Origin of the sequence: Micromonospora sp. NPDC023966 (assembly GCF_040639095.1) — a bacterium.
In the GTDB taxonomy this organism is placed as follows: domain Bacteria; phylum Actinomycetota; class Actinomycetes; order Mycobacteriales; family Micromonosporaceae; genus Micromonospora.
The window spans coordinates 141,244-160,645 of sequence record NZ_JBEZZJ010000004.1; the positions used below are offsets into that span (position 1 = coordinate 141,244).

Annotated in this window: 18 protein-coding genes; 13 read left to right on the top strand and 5 right to left on the bottom strand. The window is 73.3% G+C overall.

What is annotated here, in order from left to right; translation table 11 throughout:
• Positions 1–41 precede the first annotated feature (41 nt).
• From AB0F68_RS08930 to AB0F68_RS08960, 7 genes are all read left to right on the top strand, one after another.
• A complete protein-coding gene (locus AB0F68_RS08930) occupies positions 42–989 on the top strand; it encodes a Rossmann-like and DUF2520 domain-containing protein (protein WP_357334114.1) in 948 nt (315 codons plus the stop codon).
• Between the two features lie 52 nt (positions 990–1,041).
• A complete protein-coding gene (panC, locus tag AB0F68_RS08935; protein WP_357334116.1) occupies positions 1,042–1,890 on the top strand; it encodes a pantoate--beta-alanine ligase in 849 nt (282 codons plus the stop codon).
• A 36-nt stretch (positions 1,891–1,926) separates the two neighbouring features.
• The gene (gene panD / locus AB0F68_RS08940) at positions 1,927–2,355 is read left to right on the top strand and encodes an aspartate 1-decarboxylase (protein WP_107078331.1); all 429 of its coding nucleotides are present in this window, start codon (positions 1,927–1,929) and stop codon (positions 2,353–2,355) included.
• 188 nt (positions 2,356–2,543) lie between these two features.
• The gene (locus tag AB0F68_RS08945) at positions 2,544–3,437 is read left to right on the top strand and encodes a septum formation family protein (RefSeq protein WP_357334119.1); all 894 of its coding nucleotides are present in this window, start codon (positions 2,544–2,546) and stop codon (positions 3,435–3,437) included.
• A gap of 61 nt (positions 3,438–3,498) precedes the next feature.
• Entirely contained in the window at positions 3,499–5,184 is a 1,686-nt protein-coding gene (locus tag AB0F68_RS08950) for an L-aspartate oxidase (RefSeq protein ID WP_357334121.1), read from the top strand.
• A gap of 55 nt (positions 5,185–5,239) precedes the next feature.
• Positions 5,240–6,136: a carboxylating nicotinate-nucleotide diphosphorylase gene (gene nadC / locus AB0F68_RS08955; protein WP_357334123.1), complete on the top strand. Its 897-nt coding sequence runs from the start codon at positions 5,240–5,242 to the stop codon at positions 6,134–6,136.
• Positions 6,137–6,153: 17 nt separating this feature from the next.
• On the top strand, positions 6,154–6,912 hold the full coding sequence (locus AB0F68_RS08960) for a type III pantothenate kinase (protein ID WP_357334126.1): 759 nt from the start codon (positions 6,154–6,156) through the stop codon (positions 6,910–6,912).
• 3 nt (positions 6,913–6,915) lie between these two features.
• Here the strand turns inward: AB0F68_RS08960 and AB0F68_RS08965 are convergent, their stop codons facing one another.
• On the bottom strand, positions 6,916–7,656 hold the full coding sequence (locus tag AB0F68_RS08965; RefSeq protein WP_357334128.1) for a class I SAM-dependent methyltransferase: 741 nt from the start codon (positions 7,654–7,656) through the stop codon (positions 6,916–6,918).
• 37 nt (positions 7,657–7,693) lie between these two features.
• Positions 7,694–8,434, bottom strand: coding sequence for a class I SAM-dependent methyltransferase (locus AB0F68_RS08970; RefSeq protein WP_357334130.1), 741 nt, complete (start codon positions 8,432–8,434; stop codon positions 7,694–7,696).
• 91 nt (positions 8,435–8,525) lie between these two features.
• Here AB0F68_RS08970 and lysS point away from each other — a divergent pair, with 91 nt between their 5' ends.
• The 3 genes from lysS (at position 8,526) to AB0F68_RS08985 (ending at position 13,518) form a co-directional block, all read left to right on the top strand.
• A complete protein-coding gene (gene lysS / locus AB0F68_RS08975; RefSeq protein WP_357334132.1) occupies positions 8,526–10,034 on the top strand; it encodes a lysine--tRNA ligase in 1,509 nt (502 codons plus the stop codon).
• A gap of 112 nt (positions 10,035–10,146) precedes the next feature.
• Positions 10,147–10,497, top strand: a complete 351-nt coding sequence (locus AB0F68_RS08980) for an Lsr2 family protein (protein ID WP_357334134.1) — start codon at positions 10,147–10,149, stop codon at positions 10,495–10,497.
• Between the two features lie 483 nt (positions 10,498–10,980).
• Positions 10,981–13,518: an ATP-dependent Clp protease ATP-binding subunit gene (locus AB0F68_RS08985; protein ID WP_046562693.1), complete on the top strand. Its 2,538-nt coding sequence runs from the start codon at positions 10,981–10,983 to the stop codon at positions 13,516–13,518.
• Positions 13,519–13,616: 98 nt separating this feature from the next.
• Here the strand turns inward: AB0F68_RS08985 and AB0F68_RS08990 are convergent, their stop codons facing one another.
• Entirely contained in the window at positions 13,617–14,522 is a 906-nt protein-coding gene (locus AB0F68_RS08990; protein WP_357334137.1) for an A/G-specific adenine glycosylase, read from the bottom strand.
• Between the two features lie 96 nt (positions 14,523–14,618).
• Here AB0F68_RS08990 and AB0F68_RS08995 point away from each other — a divergent pair, with 96 nt between their 5' ends.
• The 3 genes from AB0F68_RS08995 to AB0F68_RS09005 all read left to right on the top strand — a co-directional run bounded on the left by AB0F68_RS08995 (position 14,619) and on the right by AB0F68_RS09005 (position 16,555).
• The gene (locus tag AB0F68_RS08995; protein ID WP_357334139.1) at positions 14,619–15,131 is read left to right on the top strand and encodes an ACT domain-containing protein; all 513 of its coding nucleotides are present in this window, start codon (positions 14,619–14,621) and stop codon (positions 15,129–15,131) included.
• Positions 15,128–15,691 (top strand): peptide deformylase, encoded by a 564-nt coding sequence (locus AB0F68_RS09000; protein ID WP_357334141.1) that lies wholly within the window; start codon positions 15,128–15,130, stop codon positions 15,689–15,691. Before AB0F68_RS08995 ends, AB0F68_RS09000 begins: the two co-directional genes overlap by 4 nt.
• A gap of 129 nt (positions 15,692–15,820) precedes the next feature.
• Entirely contained in the window at positions 15,821–16,555 is a 735-nt protein-coding gene (locus AB0F68_RS09005; RefSeq protein WP_357334143.1) for a hypothetical protein, read from the top strand.
• Positions 16,556–16,561: 6 nt separating this feature from the next.
• Here AB0F68_RS09005 and disA read toward each other — a convergent pair whose 3' ends face one another.
• A complete protein-coding gene (gene disA, locus AB0F68_RS09010; RefSeq protein WP_091267634.1) occupies positions 16,562–17,746 on the bottom strand; it encodes a DNA integrity scanning diadenylate cyclase DisA in 1,185 nt (394 codons plus the stop codon).
• 142 nt (positions 17,747–17,888) lie between these two features.
• Positions 17,889–19,337 (bottom strand): DNA repair protein RadA, encoded by a 1,449-nt coding sequence (gene radA / locus AB0F68_RS09015; RefSeq protein ID WP_357334145.1) that lies wholly within the window; start codon positions 19,335–19,337, stop codon positions 17,889–17,891.
• Between the last annotated feature and the right edge of the window lie 65 nt (positions 19,338–19,402).

The window sequence follows — 19,402 nt, forward strand, 5'->3', positions numbered from 1 at the left end:
GCGATCGACCGGTACCCCCTTCGAGGACTGGATCGATTGCCATGAGCGCACCGCTGCGTTCGCGTCCGGCCGCCCCGCACCGGGCCGCCGACGCCTCGCTCGTCTTCCCGCGCACCCTCACGGTCGGTGTGATCGGCGCCGGCCGGGTCGGCGCCGTGCTGGGCGCGGCCCTCGCCGCGGCCGGCCACCGGGTGGTCGCCGCCGCCGGCGCCTCCGGTGCGACCAGGGCCCGGATGGCGCTGCTGCTGCCGGAGACCCCGACCCGCTCCGCGACCGCCGTGGCTCGCGCCGCCACCGACCTGCTGATCGTGGCGGTCCCCGATGACGCCCTCGCCGGCGTGGTGGCCGGCCTGGCCGGCGCCGGCGCGCTCCGCCCCGGCCAGGTGATCGCGCACACCTCCGGCGCGCACGGGCTGGCCGTCCTCGCCCCGGCCGCCGCCGTCGGCGCCCGGCCGCTCGCGCTGCACCCGGCGATGACCTTCACCGGTACGCCGGACGACCTGACCCGCCTCGCCGGCATCTCCTACGGGGTGACCGCCCCGGCCGAGCTGCGCGCGTTCGCCGCCCGGCTGGTGGCCGACCTCGGCGGGGTGCCCGAGTGGGTGGCCGAGGGCGACCGCCCGCTCTACCACGCGGCGCTGGCGCACGGCGCGAACCACCTGGTGACCCTGGTCAACGAGGCCGCCGACCGGCTGCGCGACGCCGGGGTGGACCGGCCGGAGAAGGTGCTCGCCCCGCTGCTGCGGGCCGCCCTGGAGAACGCGCTGCGGCTCGGCGACGACGCGCTCACCGGCCCGGTCTCCCGGGGCGACGCGGGCACCGTACGCCGGCACCTGGAGCGGCTGGCGGCGACCGCGCCGGAATCCGTGCCCCCCTACCTGGCGTTGGCTCGACGGACGGCGGATCGCGCGATCGCGGCCGGCCGGCTGCGGCCGGTCGACGCGGCGCCGCTGCTGGACGTGCTGAACCGGATTGAGGTGTCGGCGTGAGGGCGAGGAGCCGGTTCTGCGAGCCCCGCAGGCCCGAACTGAGGAGGCACTGGTGACGGAGCTGGTGCACACCCGCAAGGAGCTGGCGGCGGCCCGGGAGGGCCTGACCGGCACGGTGGGCGTCGTGATGACCATGGGCGCGCTGCACGCCGGGCACGAGGCCCTGCTGCGGGCCGCCCGGGAGCGGGCGGACCACGTGCTCGTGACGATCTTCGTGAACCCGCTCCAGTTCGGTCCGAACGAGGACTTCGACCGCTACCCGCGCACCCTCGACGCCGACCTGGAGATCTGCCGGCGGGCCGGCGCGGACGTGGTCTTCGCCCCCGCCGTGGCGGACATGTACCCGGAGGGCCAGCCGAAGGTGCGGCTGAACCCGGGCCCGCTCGGCGAGGACCTGGAGGGGCTGAGCCGCCCCGGCTTCTTCCACGGTGTGCTCACCGTGGTCATGAAGCTGATCCAGCTCACCCGCCCCGACCTGGCGTTCTTCGGCGAGAAGGACTACCAGCAGCTCACCCTGGTCCGGCGGATGGTCCGCGACCTGGACGTGCCGACGGAGATCGTCGGGGTGCCGACCGTGCGGGAACCGGACGGACTGGCCCTGTCCAGCCGCAACCGCTACCTGTCGGCGGAGGAGCGGGTGGCCGCGCTGAGCCTCTCCGCCGCGCTGCGGGCCGGCGCCGAGGCCGCCGACCAGGGCGCGGACGCCGGGGCGGTGCTGGCCGCCGCTCACCGGGCCTTCGACTCGGGTACGCCCGGGGCCCGCCTCGACTACCTGGTGCTCACCGACGCCGACCTGGAGCCCGGCCCGGTCTCCGGCGCGGCGCGGCTGCTGATCGCGGCCTGGGTCGGCGCCACCCGTCTGATCGACAACACGGCGATCCACCTCGCCCCGCGTTCCTGACCCCACCACCTCCCTTCGGAAAGGCAAGGCAGCCCGATGCTCCGCACCATGCTCAAGTCGAAGATCCACCGGGCCACGGTGACCCAGGCCGACCTGCACTACGTCGGCTCGGTCACGGTGGACGAGGATCTGCTCGACGCGGCCGACCTCATCCCCGGCGAGCAGGTCGCGATCGTGGACATCACCAACGGCGCCCGGCTGGAGACGTACGTGATCCCGGGGCGGCGGGGCAGCGGCGTGATCGGCATCAACGGCGCCGCGGCGCACCTGGTGCACCCCGGGGACCTGGTCATCCTGATCTCGTACGGGCAGATGGACGACGCCGAGGCGCGTTCCTACCAGCCCCGGGTGGTGCACGTCGACGCCGACAACAAGGTCGTCGACCTGACCGCCGACCCGACCACGGCCGCCCCCGGCACCGCCGGCGACCCCGTCCCCAACCCCCTGGCCGCCGCCCTCAACTGACCCGCGCCTCCCCGCGATCTTGCAGTTGGTGCCCGCCGACCGCGTCCTCTGCCCCCATTTGTCGGGGCCGCAACTGCAAGATCGGCGAGTGGTGGGCGGGCGGGAGCGCGCTCTGTTACCGGAAGGTCATTTTCGGCTACCCTGGGCGGACCGTCGGAATCGACGGTCGTCGGGCTGGGGGAGGCGCGATGGGCCGTGCGATGCGCAGCCTCGTCGCCGCGGTGGTCGCGGGAGTGGCGCTGGCCGGCTGTGCCTCGTCGGGCGGGCTTGACGGGGATCTCACCGACGACTGGGGCGCCCTGCCGGCGGCTGGCGCGTTCACCCCGGCCGCCGGGGTCTGCCAGGTCGCCGACTTCATCCCCACCGTGGGCCTGTCCGGCTACGACCCGGTCGGCTGTGACCTGCCGCACCGGGTGGAGACGGTGCACGTGGGGGCGTTCACCGTCGAGCGGTCCAGCCCGCCTGGGCTCGGATCGGCCGAGCTGCGGGCGGCCTTCGCCGAGTGCGACACGCGGGCCGGCGGCTACGTCGGCGACAACTGGCGGGCCGGCCGGCTGCGGCTGGCCGTGGCGCTGCCCACCGGCCCCGGCTGGGCGGCCGGCTCCCGCTGGTACCGCTGCGACCTGACCGAGCTGACCACGGTCGAGGCGGCGGCGACGGTGGTGACCCGGACGGGCAGCCTGCGCGACGCGCTCAAGGGGCCGTCCCCGCTGCGGCTGGGCTGCCAGCGCACCGGCCGGGACGCCCGCCGGGTGCAGACCCTCACCCCGGTCGACTGCCGCGCCTCGCACGACGCCGAGTTCGTCGGGGTGTGGGCGGCGCCGGACCGCCCGTACCCGAAGAAGGACGCCGACTGGGCGCCCCTCTACACCGGCTGCAACACGGTCCTGGCGAAGTACGCCGGCGTGCCCGACGACCCGACGCTGCGGTTCCGCAGCGGCGTGGTCGTCCGCCCGCCGGGGGCCGGCCGGTGGGCGGTCGGCGACCGGGGTGTGCGCTGCTACCTCTGGCTCAGCGACCGCACGGTGACCGCCTCGCTCAAGGGGGCCGGCCCGGCCGGTCTGCCGGTGCGGACGAGGTAGCCGAAACCACTCGTCCCGCCCCCGCCGCCCGGGATGAGGGGCCTTCGGGTTGACTGTGCTCATGGACCTTCCGACCGTCGACCTGCCGGCCCTGCCGAGGCTGCTCGCCGCGCCCGCCCCCGGCTGGGTGGAGACCACCGACGTGATCGTCGTCGGCTCCGGGGTCGCAGGGCTGACCGCCGCGCTGCACCTGCGCGAGGCCGGGCTGCACGTCACCGTGGTCACCAAGGTCAACATCGACGAGGGGTCGACCCGCTGGGCGCAGGGCGGCATCGCCGCGGTGCTCGACCCGGCGGACACCCCGGCCGCGCACGCGTACGACACCGAGGTGGCCGGGGTCGGCCTCTGCGACCCGGCGGCCGTCCGGGTGCTGGTCGAGGAGGGCCCGACCCGGCTGCGCGAGCTGATGCGGATCGGGGCGGAGTTCGACCGCAACCCGGACGGCTCGCTGATGCTCACCCGCGAGGGTGGCCACCGGGCCGACCGGATCGTGCACGCCGGCGGCGACGCCACCGGGGCCGAGGTGCAGCGGGCGCTGCACGCCGCGGTCCGCCGCGACCCGTGGATCCGGCTGGTCGAGCACGCCCTGGTGCTGGACCTGCTGCGCGCCCCCGGCGACGGGCCGGACGGGCTCGGCCCGGCCTGCGGGATCACCCTGCACGTGCTCGGTGAGGGCAGCGAGGACGGCGTCGGGGCCATCCTGGGCCGGGCCGTGGTGCTGGCCACCGGCGGGATGGGCCAGGTCTTCGCGGCCACCACCAACCCGGCGGTCTCCACCGGCGACGGCGTGGCGCTCGCCCTGCGGGCCGGCGCGGCGGTCACCGACCTGGAGTTCGTGCAGTTCCACCCGACCGCGCTGATGGTGCCGGCCGGTGGGCCGGGGGCCGGCCTCGCCCAGCAGCCGCTGGTCTCCGAGGCGCTGCGCGGCGAGGGCGCCCACCTGGTCGACGGCGACGGCAAGCGGTTCATGGTGGGCCAGCACGAGCTGGCCGAGCTGGCGCCCCGGGACGTGGTGGCCAAGGGCATCCACCGGGTGCTGCTGGCCACCGGCGCGGACCACGTCTGGCTGGACGCCCGCCACCTCGGCGGCGACTTCCTGGCCCGGCGCTTCCCGACCATCGTCGCCTCCTGCCTGGCCATCGGGGTGGACCCGGCCACCGACCTGATCCCGGTCGCCCCGGCCGCCCACTACGCCTCCGGCGGCGTCCGGACCGACCTGCGCGGCCGCACCTCCATCCCCGGGCTGTACGCCTGCGGCGAGGTCGCCTGCACCGGCGTGCACGGCGCCAACCGGCTGGCCAGCAACTCGCTGCTGGAGGGGCTGGTCTTCTCCCGCCGGATCGCCGAGGACATCGCCGCCGGGCTGCCCGAGCAGGCGAAGCCGGCGGAGACCGGCGCCTGGGTGGGCGGCCAGGGCTGGCTGGTGCCGGCGGAGGCCACGCCCGCCCTGCAACGGGCGATGACCCGCGGCGCGGGCGTGCTCCGGTCGGCGCCGACCCTCACCGGGACCGCCGCCACCCTGACCGAGCTGGGCCTGGCCCGGGGCGTGCCGCGGACCGCCGACTGGGAGGCGACCAACCTGATCACCGTGGCGTCGACCCTGGTCGCCGCAGCGTACGCCCGCCGGGAGACCCGGGGCTGCCACTGGCGGGAGGACTTCCCGACGGCCGACGAGCGGTGGCGCGGCCACCTGGTGGCCGCCGTCGGGGCGGAGGGTTTTCTGACCGAGCGCTGGGAGGCACAGTGAGCGCGAGGAGTGAGCCGGTCTTGCGAGCCCCGCAGTCGCGAACGAAGGAGTCACAGTGAGGGAGTCGACGGAGCGGGCGCTGCGGGCCGGTGGCCTGGACCCGGAGCGGGTCCGGCGGGTGGTCGTCGACGCGCTCACCGAGGACCTGGGCGCGGACTTCCTCGACGTCACCAGCGTCGCCACCATCCCGGACGCGCAGAACGACACCGCCGACCTGGTCGCCCGCGCCGACGGCGTGGTGGCCGGGCTGCCGGTGGCCGCGGCCGTGTTCGAGCTGGTGGGCGAGGTGACCGGCGCGGACCGTACCGTCGAGGTGTCGCTGGTGGCCCACGACGGTCAGCGGGTGGCGCGCGGCGACGTGCTGGCCACGGTGACCGGCCCGACCCGGCTGCTGCTCACCGCCGAGCGGACGGCGCTGAACCTGCTCTCCCGGATGTCCGGGGTGGCCACCCACACCCGGGCGTGGGCCGACGCGCTGGCCGGCACCAAGGCGATGGTGCTGGACACCCGAAAGACCACGCCGGGCCTGCGGGCCCTGGAGAAGTACGCGGTCCGCGCCGGCGGCGGCACCAACAAGCGGATGGGCCTGCACGACGTCGCCATGATCAAGGACAACCATAAGGTCGCCGCGGGCGGGGTCGCGGCCGCCTTCCGCCGGGTCCGGGAAGCGTTCCCGGACGTGCCGGTGCAGGTCGAGGTGGACACCCTGGCCGAGGCGGTGGAGGCGGTCGAGGCCGGCGCCGGCTTCCTGCTGCTGGACAACATGACCCCGGCGCAGCTGCGTGAGGTGGTCGCCGCGGTGGGCGACCGGGCGGAGCTGGAGGCGACCGGCGGGCTCACCCTGCCGGTGGCCGCCGAGTACGGGGCGACCGGCGTCGACTTCCTCTCCGTCGGCGCGCTGACCCACTCCTCGCCGATCCTGGACATCGCCCTGGATCTGCGCGAGGAATGACCGTCTAGGCTGCCGCTGTGCTGCTCTGCATCGACATCGGGAACACCAACACCGTGCTGGCGACCTTCGACGGCGACAAGCTGGTGCACAACTGGCGGATCAAGACCGATGCCCGGTCCACCGCGGACGAGCTGGGTCTGATGTTCCGGGGCCTGCTGGCCGGGGACGCCGTGGAGATCACCGGGGTGGCGGCCTGCTCGACCGTGCCGGCCGCGCTGCGCTCGCTGCGCACCATGCTGGCCCGCTACTACGCCGACCTGCCCAGCGTGATCGTCGAGCCCGGCGTGCGCACCGGCGTGCAGCTCGCCATCGACAACCCCAAGGAGGTCGGCGCGGACCGGGTGGTGAACACCCTGGCCGCCTACACCCTCTACGGTGGGCCGTCGATCGTGGTGGACTTCGGCACCACCACCAACTTCGACGTGATCAGCGACCGGGGTGAGTTCCTCGGTGGCGCGTTCGCGCCGGGCATCGAGATCTCCTTCGACGCGCTCGCCGCCCGCGCCGCCCAACTGCGCAAGGTGGAGGCCACCCGGCCCCGTTCGGTGATCGGCAAGAACACCGTCGAGTGCCTCCAGGCCGGTCTCTACTTCGGCTTCGCCGGCCAGGTGGACCGGATCGTCGAGCGGATGATCGAGGAACTGGGCGAGGTGCGGGCGGTCATCGCCACCGGCGGCCTGGCCTCGCTGGTGCTCAGCGAGTGCCGCACCATCACCCACCACGAGCCGATGATCACCCTGATCGGCCTGCGGATGGTCTACGAGCGCAACAACTGAGCCTCAGCGCCGCCGGGAGCGCAGGACGAGGGTGCGGTAGGGCAGCTCGACCGTCACCCGGCCGGCCAGGTCGGGGTGGGTGGCGAACAGCTCCCGCAGCGCCCGGTCGACCCGTTCCCGCTCGGCCGGCGTGGCGGTCAGCCAGTAGGACCGGGTGTGCAGCATGGCGGCCACCTCGTCGGGCGTGAGGGTGGTGGTGTGGGTGAACCCGCCCAGCTCTACCGGCGTGAAGGCGGGGCCGAAGTCGGCGTACTTCTCCACCACGCTGCCGGCGTTGTCGCCGAGGTGGGCGACCCGGCCCAGCTCCGCCACCCAGTCCACGCCCTCGTCCCGGGTGTTCCAGATCGGGGCGAACGTGCCGCCCGGGCGCAGCACCCGGGCGATCTCGGCGTGTGCGGGCTCCCGGTCGAACCAGTGGTAGGCCTGGCCGACCAGCACGGCGTCCACCGCCCCGTCCGGCAGCGGCGCGGCCTCGGCGCTGCCGGCCAGCGCCGTCGTGCCCGGGGTGGCGGCTGCCAGTTGCGCCCGCATCCCCGGATCCGGCTCCACGGGTACGACCTCGTGACCGAGGGCGAGCACGCCGCGGGTGAGGATGCCGGTGCCCGCGCCGAGGTCCACCACCCGGGCCGGGGCGGCCAGCCCGTCCAGCGCCCAGCGCAGCGCCGCCTCGGGATAGCGGGGGCGGAACCGGTCGTACTCGGCGGCGGCGGCGCCGAAGGAGAGTGCCTGGGTCACGTCGGCCATGGGCCGAGGCTAGTGCGGCGGCCGGCCGCGCGGGGGGTCAGTGGCGCCGCGCCCGGGCGACCAGGGTGCGGTAGGGGAGGTCCAGGCTGTCCCGGCCGGCCAGGTCGGGGTGGGTGGCGAGGAGATCGCGCAGCTCCGCGTCGACCTCGCGGCGTCGGTCCGGCCCGGCGGTCAGGTAGTGCGAGCGGGTGCGCACCATCCCGAGCAGCTCGTCCGGGGTCAGGGGGGTGGCGTGGTCGAACTCGGCCCACTCGGGCGCCGCGAACCGGGGGCCGAAGCCGGTCACGGTCTCGCGCAGGTGGTCGACGGTGTCCCCGATCTCGGCGATCCGGCTCAGCTCGGTCACCCAGCCGACCCGGTCGTCCCGGAGGTTCCAGATCGCGGCGAAGATCCCCCCGGCGCGCAGCACCCGGGCGATCTCCGGGTGCGCCCGCTCCCGGTCGAACCAGTGGTACGCCTGGCCGACCAGCACCGCGTCCGCGTGCCCGTCGGGCAGCGGGACCGACTCGGCGCTGCCGGCCCGGGCGGCGACGCCCGGCGTGGCCGCCTCGAACTGGGCCCGCATCCCCGGGTCGGGCTCGACGGCGGTCACCTCGTGGCCGAGGGCGAGCAGGCCGCGGCTGACGATCCCGGTGCCGGCGCCCAGGTCGACGACCCGGGCGGGCCGGATGAGGTCGTCGAGCGCCGACCGCAACGCCGCCTCGGGATAGCGCGGCCGGTACCGGTCGTAGTCGGCGGCGGCCGTGCCGAACGAGAGGGCCTCAGTGGGGTCGGTCATGGCGGGCAGGTTATCCCGTAACGACCCGGCGGGCCCTTGAGTACGCTCGGGGCCTGACCCCGCCCGAATTCTCCGTCTGAGGAAGCATGCCGTGACCGAGCAGAACGCCCTGCCAGTAGACCCCGCCGACGACCTTCCGGAGCAGATGAAGGTCCGCCGGGAGAAGCGGGACCGGATGCTCGCCGAGGGCGTCGAGCCGTACCCCGTGGGCTTCCCGCGGACCAGCACGCTGGCGAAGATCCGTGAGCGGTACGCCGAACTGCCCACCGACACGGCCACCGGCGACCGGGTTTCGGTCACCGGCCGGGTGATCTTCGTCCGCAACACCGGCAAGCTCTGCTTCGCCACCCTGCGGGACGGCGACGGCACCGAACTCCAGGCGATGCTCTCCCTGGACCGGGTCGGCGCGGAGCGGCTGGACGACTGGAAGCGGCTGGTCGATCTGGGCGACCACGTCGGGGTGACCGGTGAGGTGATCACCAGCCGGCGCGGCGAGCTGTCGGTGCTGGTCGAGGAGTGGGCGGTCACCGCCAAGGCGCTGCGCCCGCTCCCCGTGGCGCACAAGCCGTTGAGCGAGGAGGCCCGGGTCCGCCAGCGCTACGTGGACCTGGTGGTGCGACCGCAGGCCCGGCAGATGGTACGCACCCGGGCCACCGCGGTCCGCAGCCTCCGGGACACCCTGCACGGGCAGGACTTCATCGAGGTCGAGACCCCGATGCTCCAGCTGCTGCACGGCGGCGCGGCGGCCCGCCCATTCGTGACCCACAGCAATGCGCTGAACACCGATTTGTATCTGCGAATCGCGCCGGAACTGTTTCTCAAGCGTGCGGTCGTCGGTGGCGTCGACCGGGTCTTCGAGATCAACCGCAACTTCCGGAATGAGGGCATCGACTCCTCGCACTCGCCCGAGTTCGCGATGCTCGAGACCTACCAGGCGTACGGCGACTACAACACGATGGCCGAGCTGACCCGAAATCTCGTGCAGCAGGCGGCCCTCGCGGTCGCCGGCTCGACGGTGGTAACCCACGCCGACGGCCGTGAGTTCGATCTGGGCGGCGAGTGGCGCTCGGTCTCGCTGTTCGGTGTTCTTTCCGAAGCGCTCGGTGAGGAGGTCACCGTCCGCACCGAAAGGTCACGCCTGGTCGAGTACGCCGACAAGGTCGGTCTCTCGGTCGACCCGAAGTGGGGCCCGGGCAAGCTGGCCGAGGAGCTTTTCGAGGAGCTGGTGGTCCCGTCGCTGCAGGCGCCCACCTTCGTCTGCGACTACCCGGAGGAGACCAGCCCGCTGACCCGGGGCCACCGCAGCGAGCCGGGCCTGGCCGAGAAGTGGGACCTCTACGTGCTCGGTTTCGAGCTGGGCACCGCGTACTCCGAGCTGGTCGACCCGGTGGTGCAGCGGGAGCGGCTGGTGGCCCAGGCGCAGCTCGCGGCCCGGGGCGACGACGAGGCCATGCGGCTGGACGAGGACTTTCTCCGGGCGATGGAGTACGGAATGCCGCCGGCCGGTGGTATGGGAATGGGAATCGACCGGCTCTTGATGGCGCTGACCGGCCTGGGAATTCGGGAAACCATCCTGTTCCCGTTGGTCCGGCCGGAGTAGCGCAGAAGCTTCTCCGGGTCGTTACCGCATCCCATTGACGGAGGAAGCAGCGGGGGGGTTATTGTGCTCCTGTATTGCAGGATCGCAACCCTGCTCGAAAGGAATGTGGGACGTGGCCAAGCAGATCATTCACAAGCTGGTCGATGACCTGGACGGCGGGGACGCTGACGAGACCGTCAAGTTCGCGCTCGACGGTGTGCAGTACGAGATCGACCTCTCGGCTTCCAACGCTGAAAAATTGCGTGACGTATTCGCGCAGTACATCGCGCACGGGACGAAGGTCGGCCGCGGCGGTGTGGTCGTGGGTGGCCGGGCCGCGCGCGGGCGCGGCGGCGCGACCGCCGACCGCGAGCAGAACAAGGCCATCCGGGCCTGGGCCAGGAAGGCCGGCAAGGACATCTCCGACCGGGGGCGCATCCCGCAGGAGATCGTGGACGAGTACCACGCGAAGGCGGGGCACTGACCCCGACGACGCCAGCAGCGGGCGACACGACGCCGGACCGGAGTGCCACTCCGGGCCGGCGTCGGCGTTTCCGCCCGGCTGCGCCGTCTGTCTGGTTCGCGCCGGCTGCGCCGCGGGGTCTCCGCGACTCGGGAAGAAACGGGCCTCCGGGGCAGTTGTCCACAGGTGGTGGAGATGCTGTCCACAGGTTGTGGAAGACCGCGGCCGGGCGCCACGCCCCCGCCCCGAGCCCCTCGACCGGGCTTTTCCACCGGCGGTCGAATTTCGCTCTGCGCGTACAGGCTGGGGTACCGGAACACCTCCTGAGCGTGGACGGTTGTCAGAAACGACGCGTGAACGGCCATTCGCGGGGACACACGACCTCAGCGGAGTCGGTCCGCGGCGATAGAGTAAGGAGGCACGGACGCCCGTCCCGGACGTCCGCGCACCGGCCCCGCCGAGATCTGACCATCAAGGCGCACGGCACGTGAGGAGCACGAGGGCATGTTCGAGCGGTTCACCGACCGAGCGCGACGGGTTGTCGTCCTGGCCCAAGAAGAGGCCCGGATGCTCAACCACAACTACATCGGTACGGAGCACATCCTGCTGGGCCTGATCCACGAGGGTGAGGGTGTCGCGGCAAAGGCCCTGGAGAGCCTCGGCATCTCCCTCGAGGGCGTCCGTCAGCAGGTCGAGGAGATCATCGGCCAGGGCCAGCAGGCGCCGAGCGGGCACATCCCGTTCACGCCGCGGGCCAAGAAGGTGCTGGAGCTGTCGCTGCGCGAGGCGCTGCAGCTCGGCCACAACTACATCGGCACGGAGCACATCCTGCTCGGCCTGATCCGTGAGGGCGAGGGCGTCGCCGCCCAGGTGCTGGTCAAGCTCGGCGCCGACCTCAACCGGGTCCGCCAGCAGGTGATCCAGCTGCTCTCCGGCTACCAGGGCAAGGAGCCGGCCGCGGCGGGCGCCGCGCCGGGCGAGGCCGCGCCGTCGACCAGCCTCGTGCTGGACCAGTTCGGCCGCAACCTGACCCAGGCCGCCCGCGAGGGCAAGCTCGACCCGGTCATCGGGCGCGAGAAGGAAATCGAGCGGGTCATGCAGGTGCTGTCCCGCCGCACCAAGAACAACCCGGTCCTGATCGGTGAGCCCGGCGTCGGCAAGACCGCCGTGGTGGAGGGGCTGTCCCAGAAGATCATCAAGGGCGAGGTGCCCGAGACGCTGAAGGACAAGCAGCTCTACACCCTCGACCTCGGTGCCCTGGTCGCCGGTTCCCGCTACCGCGGTGACTTCGAGGAGCGCCTCAAGAAGGTGCTCAAGGAGATCCGCACCCGCGGCGACATCATCCTGTTCATCGACGAGATCCACACCCTGGTGGGTGCGGGTGCCGCCGAGGGCGCGATCGACGCCGCCAGCATCCTCAAGCCGATGCTGGCCCGTGGCGAGCTGCAGACCATCGGCGCCACCACCCTGGATGAATACCGCAAGCACCTGGAGAAGGACGCCGCTCTCGAGCGCCGCTTCCAGCCGATCCAGGTGGGTGAGCCCTCGCTGGCCCACACCATCGAGATCCTCAAGGGCCTGCGGGACCGCTACGAGGCGCACCACCGGGTGAGCATCACCGACGCGGCTCTCGTCGCGGCGGCCACCCTGGCCGACCGCTACATCTCCGACCGCTTCCTGCCGGACAAGGCGATCGACCTGATCGACGAGGCCGGCGCCCGGATGCGCATCCGCCGGATGACCGCGCCGCCAGACCTGCGTGACTTCGACGAGCGGATCGCCCAGGTCCGCCGCGACAAGGAGTCCGCGATCGACGCGCAGGACTTCGAGCGGGCTGCCCAGCTCCGCGACAAGGAGAAGCAGCTCCTCGGGCAGAAGGCCCAGCGGGAGAAGGAGTGGAAGGCCGGTGACCTGGACGTCGTCAGCGAGGTCGACGACGAGCAGATCGCCGAGGTGCTCGGCAACTGGACCGGCATCCCGGTCTACAAGCTGACCGAGGAGGAGACCTCGCGCCTGCTGCGCATGGAGGACGAGCTGCACAAGCGCGTCATCGGCCAGGAGGACGCGGTCAAGGCGGTCTCGAAGGCGATCCGGCGTACCCGGGCCGGCCTGAAGGACCCGAAGCGCCCGTCCGGCTCGTTCATCTTCGCCGGCCCGTCCGGTGTCGGTAAGACCGAGCTCTCCAAGGCGCTCGCCGAGTTCCTGTTCGGCAGCGAGGACGCCCTCATCCAGCTGGACATGTCCGAGTTCCACGACCGGTACACGGTGTCCCGGCTGGTGGGTGCCCCTCCCGGCTACGTCGGCTACGACGAGGGCGGGCAGCTGACCGAGAAGGTGCGTCGTCGGCCGTTCTCGGTGGTCCTCTTCGACGAGATCGAGAAGGCCCACCCGGACGTGTTCAACACGCTCCTCCAGATCCTGGAGGACGGGCGGCTCACCGACGGCCAGGGTCGGATCGTGGACTTCAAGAACACGGTCATCATCCTGACCACCAACCTCGGCACGCGGGACGTCGCCAAGGCGGTGTCGCTGGGCTTCCAGGCCTCTGAGGACTCCGAGTCGAACTACGACCGGATGAAGCAGAAGGTCAACGACGAGCTCAAGCAGCACTTCCGGCCCGAGTTCCTGAACCGGATCGACGACACCATCGTCTTCCACCAGCTGCGCGAGAACGAGATCCTCCAGATCGTGGACATCATGATCGCCCGGATCGAGACGCAGCTGAGGAACAAGGACATGGGCCTGGAGCTGACCGACAACGCCAAGAAGTACCTGGCGAAGAAGGGCTTCGACCCGGTGCTGGGCGCGCGGCCGCTGCGTCGCACGATCCAGCGCGACATCGAGGACAACCTGTCCGAGCGGATCCTCTTCAACGAGCTGACCCCGGGTCAGATCGTGGTGGTGGACTGCGAGGGCGACCCCGACAACATCGACAAGTCCAAGCTCGTCTTCCGGGGCGCCGACCGGCCGGTGGCCGTGCCGGACGCGGTCCCGGCGGACCTCGGCGGCACCGCCGCCACGGGCGCGGACGACGCCGCGTAAGTTCGGGCAACTGATCGAGGGCGATGGCCCCGGTAGGCGAAAGCCACCGGGGCCGTCGCCTTTTCTCGTGCCGAGCCGGCCGGGACCGGGCTGGTGGGTCAGGGGCGGGGGAGGGGGACCGGCGGGCCGTCGCCGATGAGTCGGAAGGACTCCTCGCCGACCGGCTCGACCAGGCCGTCGGTGACCAGCCCGGCCAGCGCCCGGGCCCGCTGCACGTCATCGTGCCAGACCTGGTCGAGCCGCTGGTGCGGCACCGGCCCGGGGGCGTCGCGGAGCACCGCGAGGAGCAGACCGCGTACCTGCCGGTCGGTGCCGGCGTAGCGCTGGGGGCGGCGGGTCGGGCCGGCCGGGGCCTGCTGGCCGGAGGCGCGCCACGCGCAGAGCGACTCGACGGGGCACACCGCGCAGCGCGGGGCGCGGGCGGTGCAGACCACCGCCCCGAGTTCCATGAACGCGGCGCTGGCCAGCGCGGCCGCGGCGGGCTCGACCGGCAGCAGTTCCTCGGTGGCGACCAGGTCGGCGGGGCGGGTGGCCGGTCCGGCGTCGGGCTCGCCGGCGATCGCCCGGCACACCACCCGCCGGACGTTGGTGTCGACCACGGGGTGCCGCTGCCCGTACGCGAAGGCCGCCACCGCCCGGGCCGTGTAGGTGCCGACACCGGGCAGCGCCAGCAGTTGGTCGAGCCGCTCCGGCACCGCGCCGCCGTGCCGTTCCACGATGGCCACCGCGCAGTCGCGCAGGCGTACCGCCCGGCGGGGGTAGCCGAGGCGGCCCCACATCCGGATCGCCTCGGCAGGGGTGTCGTCGGCCAGTGCGGCCGGGGTCGGCCAGCGGGCCAGCCACGCCTCCCAGGCGGGCAGCACCCGGACCACCGGGGTCTGCTGGAGCATGACCTCGCTGACCAGGATCGCCCAGGCGCCGATCCCCGGCTCGCGCCACGGCAGGTCGCGGGCGTTGCGTTCGTACCACCGGCTGATCAGGGTGGCGAAAGTGGGCTCAGACATCGCGCCGCCGATGATGTCACGGGCGGCTTTCCCGCAGGTTGGGCGGGCCGGGCGGGCCGTCGCGGTGGACCGGCGGCTACCGGGCAGAATGTCCGGATGAACGAGCTCGCGATCACCGTCATCGGCCGGGACCGGCCGGGCATCGTGGCCGACGTCGCCGAGGTCCTCGCGCGGCTCGGCGCGAACCTCACCGACTCGACGATGACCCGGTTGCGGGGACACTTCGCGATGACCCTGATCTGCGTGGGCCCGGCCGCCGCCGACGTCGAGGCCGCGCTGGCCCCGCTCGCCGCCGAGGGGCAGCTGCTGGCCACCGTACGGGCGGTCACCCCCGACGGGCAGACCGCGCCGGCCGGCGAGCCGTACGTGATGGCGGTGCACGGCGCGGACCGGATGGGCATCGTCGCGGCGATGACGCGGGTGCTGACCGACGCGGGCGGCAACGTGACCGACCTGAGCACCCGGCTGACCGGTTCGCTCTACGTGGTGGTCGCCGAGGTCGAGTTGCCGCCGGGCAGCGCCGACGAGGTGGCGGGCCGGCTCGCCCGTACCGCTGCGGAGCTGGGCGTGGGGGTCAGCCTCCGCCCGGCGGACACGGACCTGCTGTGACGGCGGAGGAGTACGCCGGCCTGGGCGGCTGGACCCCGGAGAAGCTCGGCCTCGCCGGCGAGGTACGCCCGGTGGTGGCCGCGCCCGACCCGGTGCTCAGCCGGCCCGGGCCCTCAGTCGACCCGACCTCGGCCGAGGTGGTCCAGCTCGCCGCCGACCTGGTCGCCACCATGCGGGTGTCGCCGGGCTGCGTGGGTCTGGCCGCGCCGCAGGTCGGGGTGAGCGCCCAGGTGTTCGCCGTGGACGTGACCGGGCACCCGAAGGCGGTCACCGTGCACGGAACCTTCGTGCTCTGCAACGCCACCGTGGTGGAGGCGAGCCGCTGGAAGGCCGGGCGGGAGGGCTGCATGTCGGTGCCCGACCTGACCGGTGACGTGAAGCGGGCCAGCCGCCTCGTGGTCGAGGCCGTGCTGCCGGGCAGCGGTGACCCGGTGCGGCTGGTGACCGACGGGTTCGAGGCCCGGGCGCTCCAGCACGAGATCGACCACTGCGCCGGCCTGCTCTTCCTCAACCAGGTGGCCGGTGCGCACGCCGTCTACCAGCGCAAGGTCTACCTCTGACCGGCGGTGGCCGGATGGCCCCGTTCGGTGACCTGAGCTGTCCATTGTGGACGGCGGTGGAGCGGGGCGAAGGCTTCCCGGCGCGTCGCACCGGCGGGCCGGGCGTCGCGCCGTTACGGTGAACGCATCATGCGTCTGACGGTCGGCCCTCTGCCTCCCAACGTGTACTGGCGGCGTCGCGCCGTGGTACTCGGAGCCGGGCTGCTCTTCCTGATTGTCCTGCTCTATTCGTGCACCGGCACCGAGCGCAACAACGGCGCGCCCACCAGCGGTGCGTCACCGAGCGGCACGGCGGCCCCGGGGCCGACCGGCTCCCTGCTGACCCCGCAGTCCACCAGCCCGTCGCCCACCGCGGGCGACTCGGGTGCCGGCAGCGGGACGAGCGACGGCGGCGGCACGGGAACCGACAACGGCGGCGGTACCGGCACGAACGACGGTGGCGCGCCGGCCGCCCCGGTGGCCGACGACGGCACCTGCACCGACTCGGAGCTCCAGGTGACGCCGGTGGCGCTGCCCGCCAGCGCGCAGCGGGGCACGACGGTCACCCTGCGGCTCAAGGTCAAGAACATCTCGGGGCGTACGTGCAGCCGGGATGTCGGGGCCGATCTGCAGGAGCTCTACATCAAGGCCGGCGCGAACCGCATCTGGTCCTCGGACACCTGCGGCACCGGCAAGGGCTCCGACGTGCAGTCGTTCACGCCGAACTTCGAGCGCTCCTACGAGCTGGGCTGGAACGGCAAGCTGGACAACAGCTGCGCCAACGGCGTGGCCAACGGCAAGTACGCCCCGATCGGCACCTACCAGGTCTTCGCCCGGGTGGGCACCAAGCTCAGCGAGCCGGTGAAGCTGACCATCACGGGCTGACCGCGGTCAGACGTAGCGCTCCAGGATGGACGCCTCGGCGAGCCGGGACAGCCCCTCGCGGACGCCCCGGGCGCGGGCGTCGCCCACCCCCTCGACCGCCTGGAGGTCCTCCACGGTCGCGCCGAGCAGGCGCTGGAGGCTGCCGAAGTGCACCACCAGCCGGTCGACCACGGCCGCGGGGAGCCGCGGCACCTTGGCCAGCAGGCGGAAGCCGCGCGGGCTGACCGCGGCGTCGAGCGCGTCGGAGGCGGACGGGTAGCCGATCGCCTTGGCCACCGCGACCAGGTCGATCAGCTCGGTGGCGCTGAGCAGGTCCAGCTCGACCAGGGCCTCGTCGAGGGTGCGCGACTTCCGGCCGACCGGCAGGTAGTCCCGGATGACCAGGGTGCGGTCGGCATCCACGCCGGCCATCAGCTCGTCGAGCTGGAGGGCGAGCAGCCGGCCGTCGGTGCCCAGCTCGACCACGTAGCCGGCGATCTCGTCGGCGATCCGGCGGACCATCTCCAGCCGCTGCACCACGGCCACCGCGTCGCGGACCGTGACCAGGTCCTCGATCTCCAGGGCGGAGAGCGTGCCGGAGACCTCGTCCAGCCGGAGCTTGTAGCGCTCGAGGGTGGCCAGGGCCTGGTTGGCCCGGGAGAGGATGGCGGCCGAGTCGTCCAGCACGTGCCGCTGGCCGTTGACGTAGAGGCTGATGATCCGCATGGACTGGCTGACCGAGATCACCGGGTAGCCGGTCTGCCGGGCCACCCGCTCGGCGGTGCGGTGCCGGGTGCCGGACTCCTCGGTGGGAATCGACGGGTCGGGCATCAGGTGCACCGCGGCCCGGACGATCCGGGTGCCGTCGCTGGAGAGCACCACGGCGCCGTCCATCTTGCACAGCTCGCGGACCCGGGTCGCGGAGAACTCGACGTCGAGCGGGAAGCCGCCGGTGCAGATCTGCTCGACGATCTTGTCGTAGCCGAGCACGATCAGTGCGCCGGTGCGGCCGCGCAGGATCCGCTCCAGGCCGTCGCGCAACGCGGTGCCCGGCGCCATGAGGGCGAGGTTGGCCCGCAGCGGGTCGCCGCCGGCTCCGCCGACGCTTCCGGTGACGCTCACGCTGATGGCACGGGCGGGGGAGCCCACGGCGCCGGTGCGGGCGTGCGGCGTCGTCGCGGCGGGCTTGGTGGCATCGCGGTCGATCGGCACGGGCACAGTCTACGGACTGCGGTGCGGTGGGTGCTCTCGTGGTTACTGTGATGTGTCACGATGTCCGGCTCCCCCGGTCGCCGACCAGCTGCGACGGCTGTCCGAAATCGCCCGGCCGGTCCCACCGCACGCGTACGGACCGTCACTCGGCCGACGCGCGTGCGGCAGCTTGGAGGGCCGCCCGGACGTCGGTGACCTCCATCACGCGCATGTTCTCGGGGGCCACTCCGCTGCTGCCCGGGCCGCAACCGGGCGGCACCAGGGCCAGCCGGAAGCCGAGACGGGCCGCCTCGGCCAGCCGGCGGGGGACCGCCCCGACCCGGCGCACCTCGCCGGTGAGCCCGACCTCGCCGATGGCCACCAGGTGCGGGTTGAGGGCCAGGTTGAGCCCGCCGGAGGCGACCGCTAGGGCCACGGCCAGGTCGGCCGCCGGCTCGACCACCCGGATGCCGCCCACGGTGGCGGCGAAGACCTCCCGGTCGTGCAGGGTCAGCCGCTCGGTGCGCCGCTGGAGCACCGCGAGCACCATGGCCAGGCGGGCGCTGTCCAGCCCGGAGACCGTGCGCCGGGGGGAGCCGGCGACCGTGGCGCCGATCAGCGCCTGCACCTCGGTGACCAGTGCGCGCCGCCCCTCCATGGCCACCGTGACGCAGGTGCCCGGCACCGGCTCGGAGTAGCGGGTCAGGAAGAGGCCGGACGGGTCGGCCAGGCTGCTGATGCCTCCCTCGTGCATCTCGAAGCAGCCCACCTCGTCGGCCGCGCCGAACCGGTTCTTGACGCCGCGGACCATGCGCAGCGAGGAGTGCTTGTCGCCCTCGAAGTGCAGCACCACGTCGACCAGGTGCTCCAGCACCCGGGGGCCGGCGACCTGGCCGTCCTTGGTGACGTGCCCGACCAGCACGGTGGCGATGCCGCGCTCCTTGGCGACCGCGACCAGCGCCGCGGTGACCGCCCGGACCTGGGTGACCCCACCCGGCACGCCCTCGGTGCCGGTGGTGGAGATGGTCTGCACCGAGTCGAGCACCAGCAGGCCCGGCTTGACCGCGTCGAGGTGGCCGAGCACCGCCGACAGATCGCTCTCGGCGGCCAGGTAGAGCTGCTCGTGCAGGGTGCCCATCCGCTCGGCGCGCAGCCGCACCTGGCTGACCGACTCCTCACCGCTGACCACCAGCGAGGGGCTGCCCGCGTTGGCCGCCCACTGCTGGGCGACGTCGAGCAGCAGGGTGGACTTGCCGACCCCGGGCTCGCCGGCGAGCAGCACGACCGCGCCGGGGACCAGGCCGCCGCCGAGCACCCGGTCGAGCTCGCTGACCCCGGTGGGCCGGGCGCGGGCGGGCGCGGCGCTGATGGTGGCGATCGGGCGGGCCGGCTCGGCGGGCATCCGGGAGCTGACCACCCGGCCGGAGACCAGCGGGCCGCTCACTGTGCACTCGACCACCGAGCCCCACTCGCCGCACTCCGGGCAGCGCCCGACCCACTTGGGGGGCTGATGGCCGCAGGCGTCGCACTCGTAGGCCGGGCGCGGCTCACGGGCGGCGGCGCGGCCGCGGCCGGCGCTGGCCCGGGGCGAGGTCGATCGGGGCGAGGTCACCCCAGGACGCTAACCGGACGGTACGACGAAAGCCCACCCGGAAACGGCGACACCGCCGGCGTGGC

Excerpts from the sequence above, each read along its gene's own strand:
- AB0F68_RS08930 (WP_357334114.1), top strand. The coding sequence starts at position 42 with ATGAGCGCACCGCTGCGTTCGCGTCCGGCCGCCCCGCACCGGGCCGCC.
- panD (WP_107078331.1), top strand. The coding sequence starts at position 1,927 with ATGCTCCGCACCATGCTCAAGTCGAAGATCCACCGGGCCACGGTGACC.
- AB0F68_RS08945 (WP_357334119.1), top strand. The coding sequence starts at position 2,544 with ATGGGCCGTGCGATGCGCAGCCTCGTCGCCGCGGTGGTCGCGGGAGTG.
- AB0F68_RS08950 (WP_357334121.1), top strand. The coding sequence starts at position 3,499 with ATGGACCTTCCGACCGTCGACCTGCCGGCCCTGCCGAGGCTGCTCGCC.
- AB0F68_RS08965 (WP_357334128.1), bottom strand. The coding sequence starts at position 7,656 with ATGGCCGACGTGACCCAGGCACTCTCCTTCGGCGCCGCCGCCGCCGAG.
- AB0F68_RS08970 (WP_357334130.1), bottom strand. The coding sequence starts at position 8,434 with ATGACCGACCCCACTGAGGCCCTCTCGTTCGGCACGGCCGCCGCCGAC.
- AB0F68_RS08985 (WP_046562693.1), top strand. The coding sequence starts at position 10,981 with ATGTTCGAGCGGTTCACCGACCGAGCGCGACGGGTTGTCGTCCTGGCC.
- AB0F68_RS08990 (WP_357334137.1), bottom strand. The coding sequence starts at position 14,522 with ATGTCTGAGCCCACTTTCGCCACCCTGATCAGCCGGTGGTACGAACGC.
- AB0F68_RS08995 (WP_357334139.1), top strand. The coding sequence starts at position 14,619 with ATGAACGAGCTCGCGATCACCGTCATCGGCCGGGACCGGCCGGGCATC.
- AB0F68_RS09005 (WP_357334143.1), top strand. The coding sequence starts at position 15,821 with ATGCGTCTGACGGTCGGCCCTCTGCCTCCCAACGTGTACTGGCGGCGT.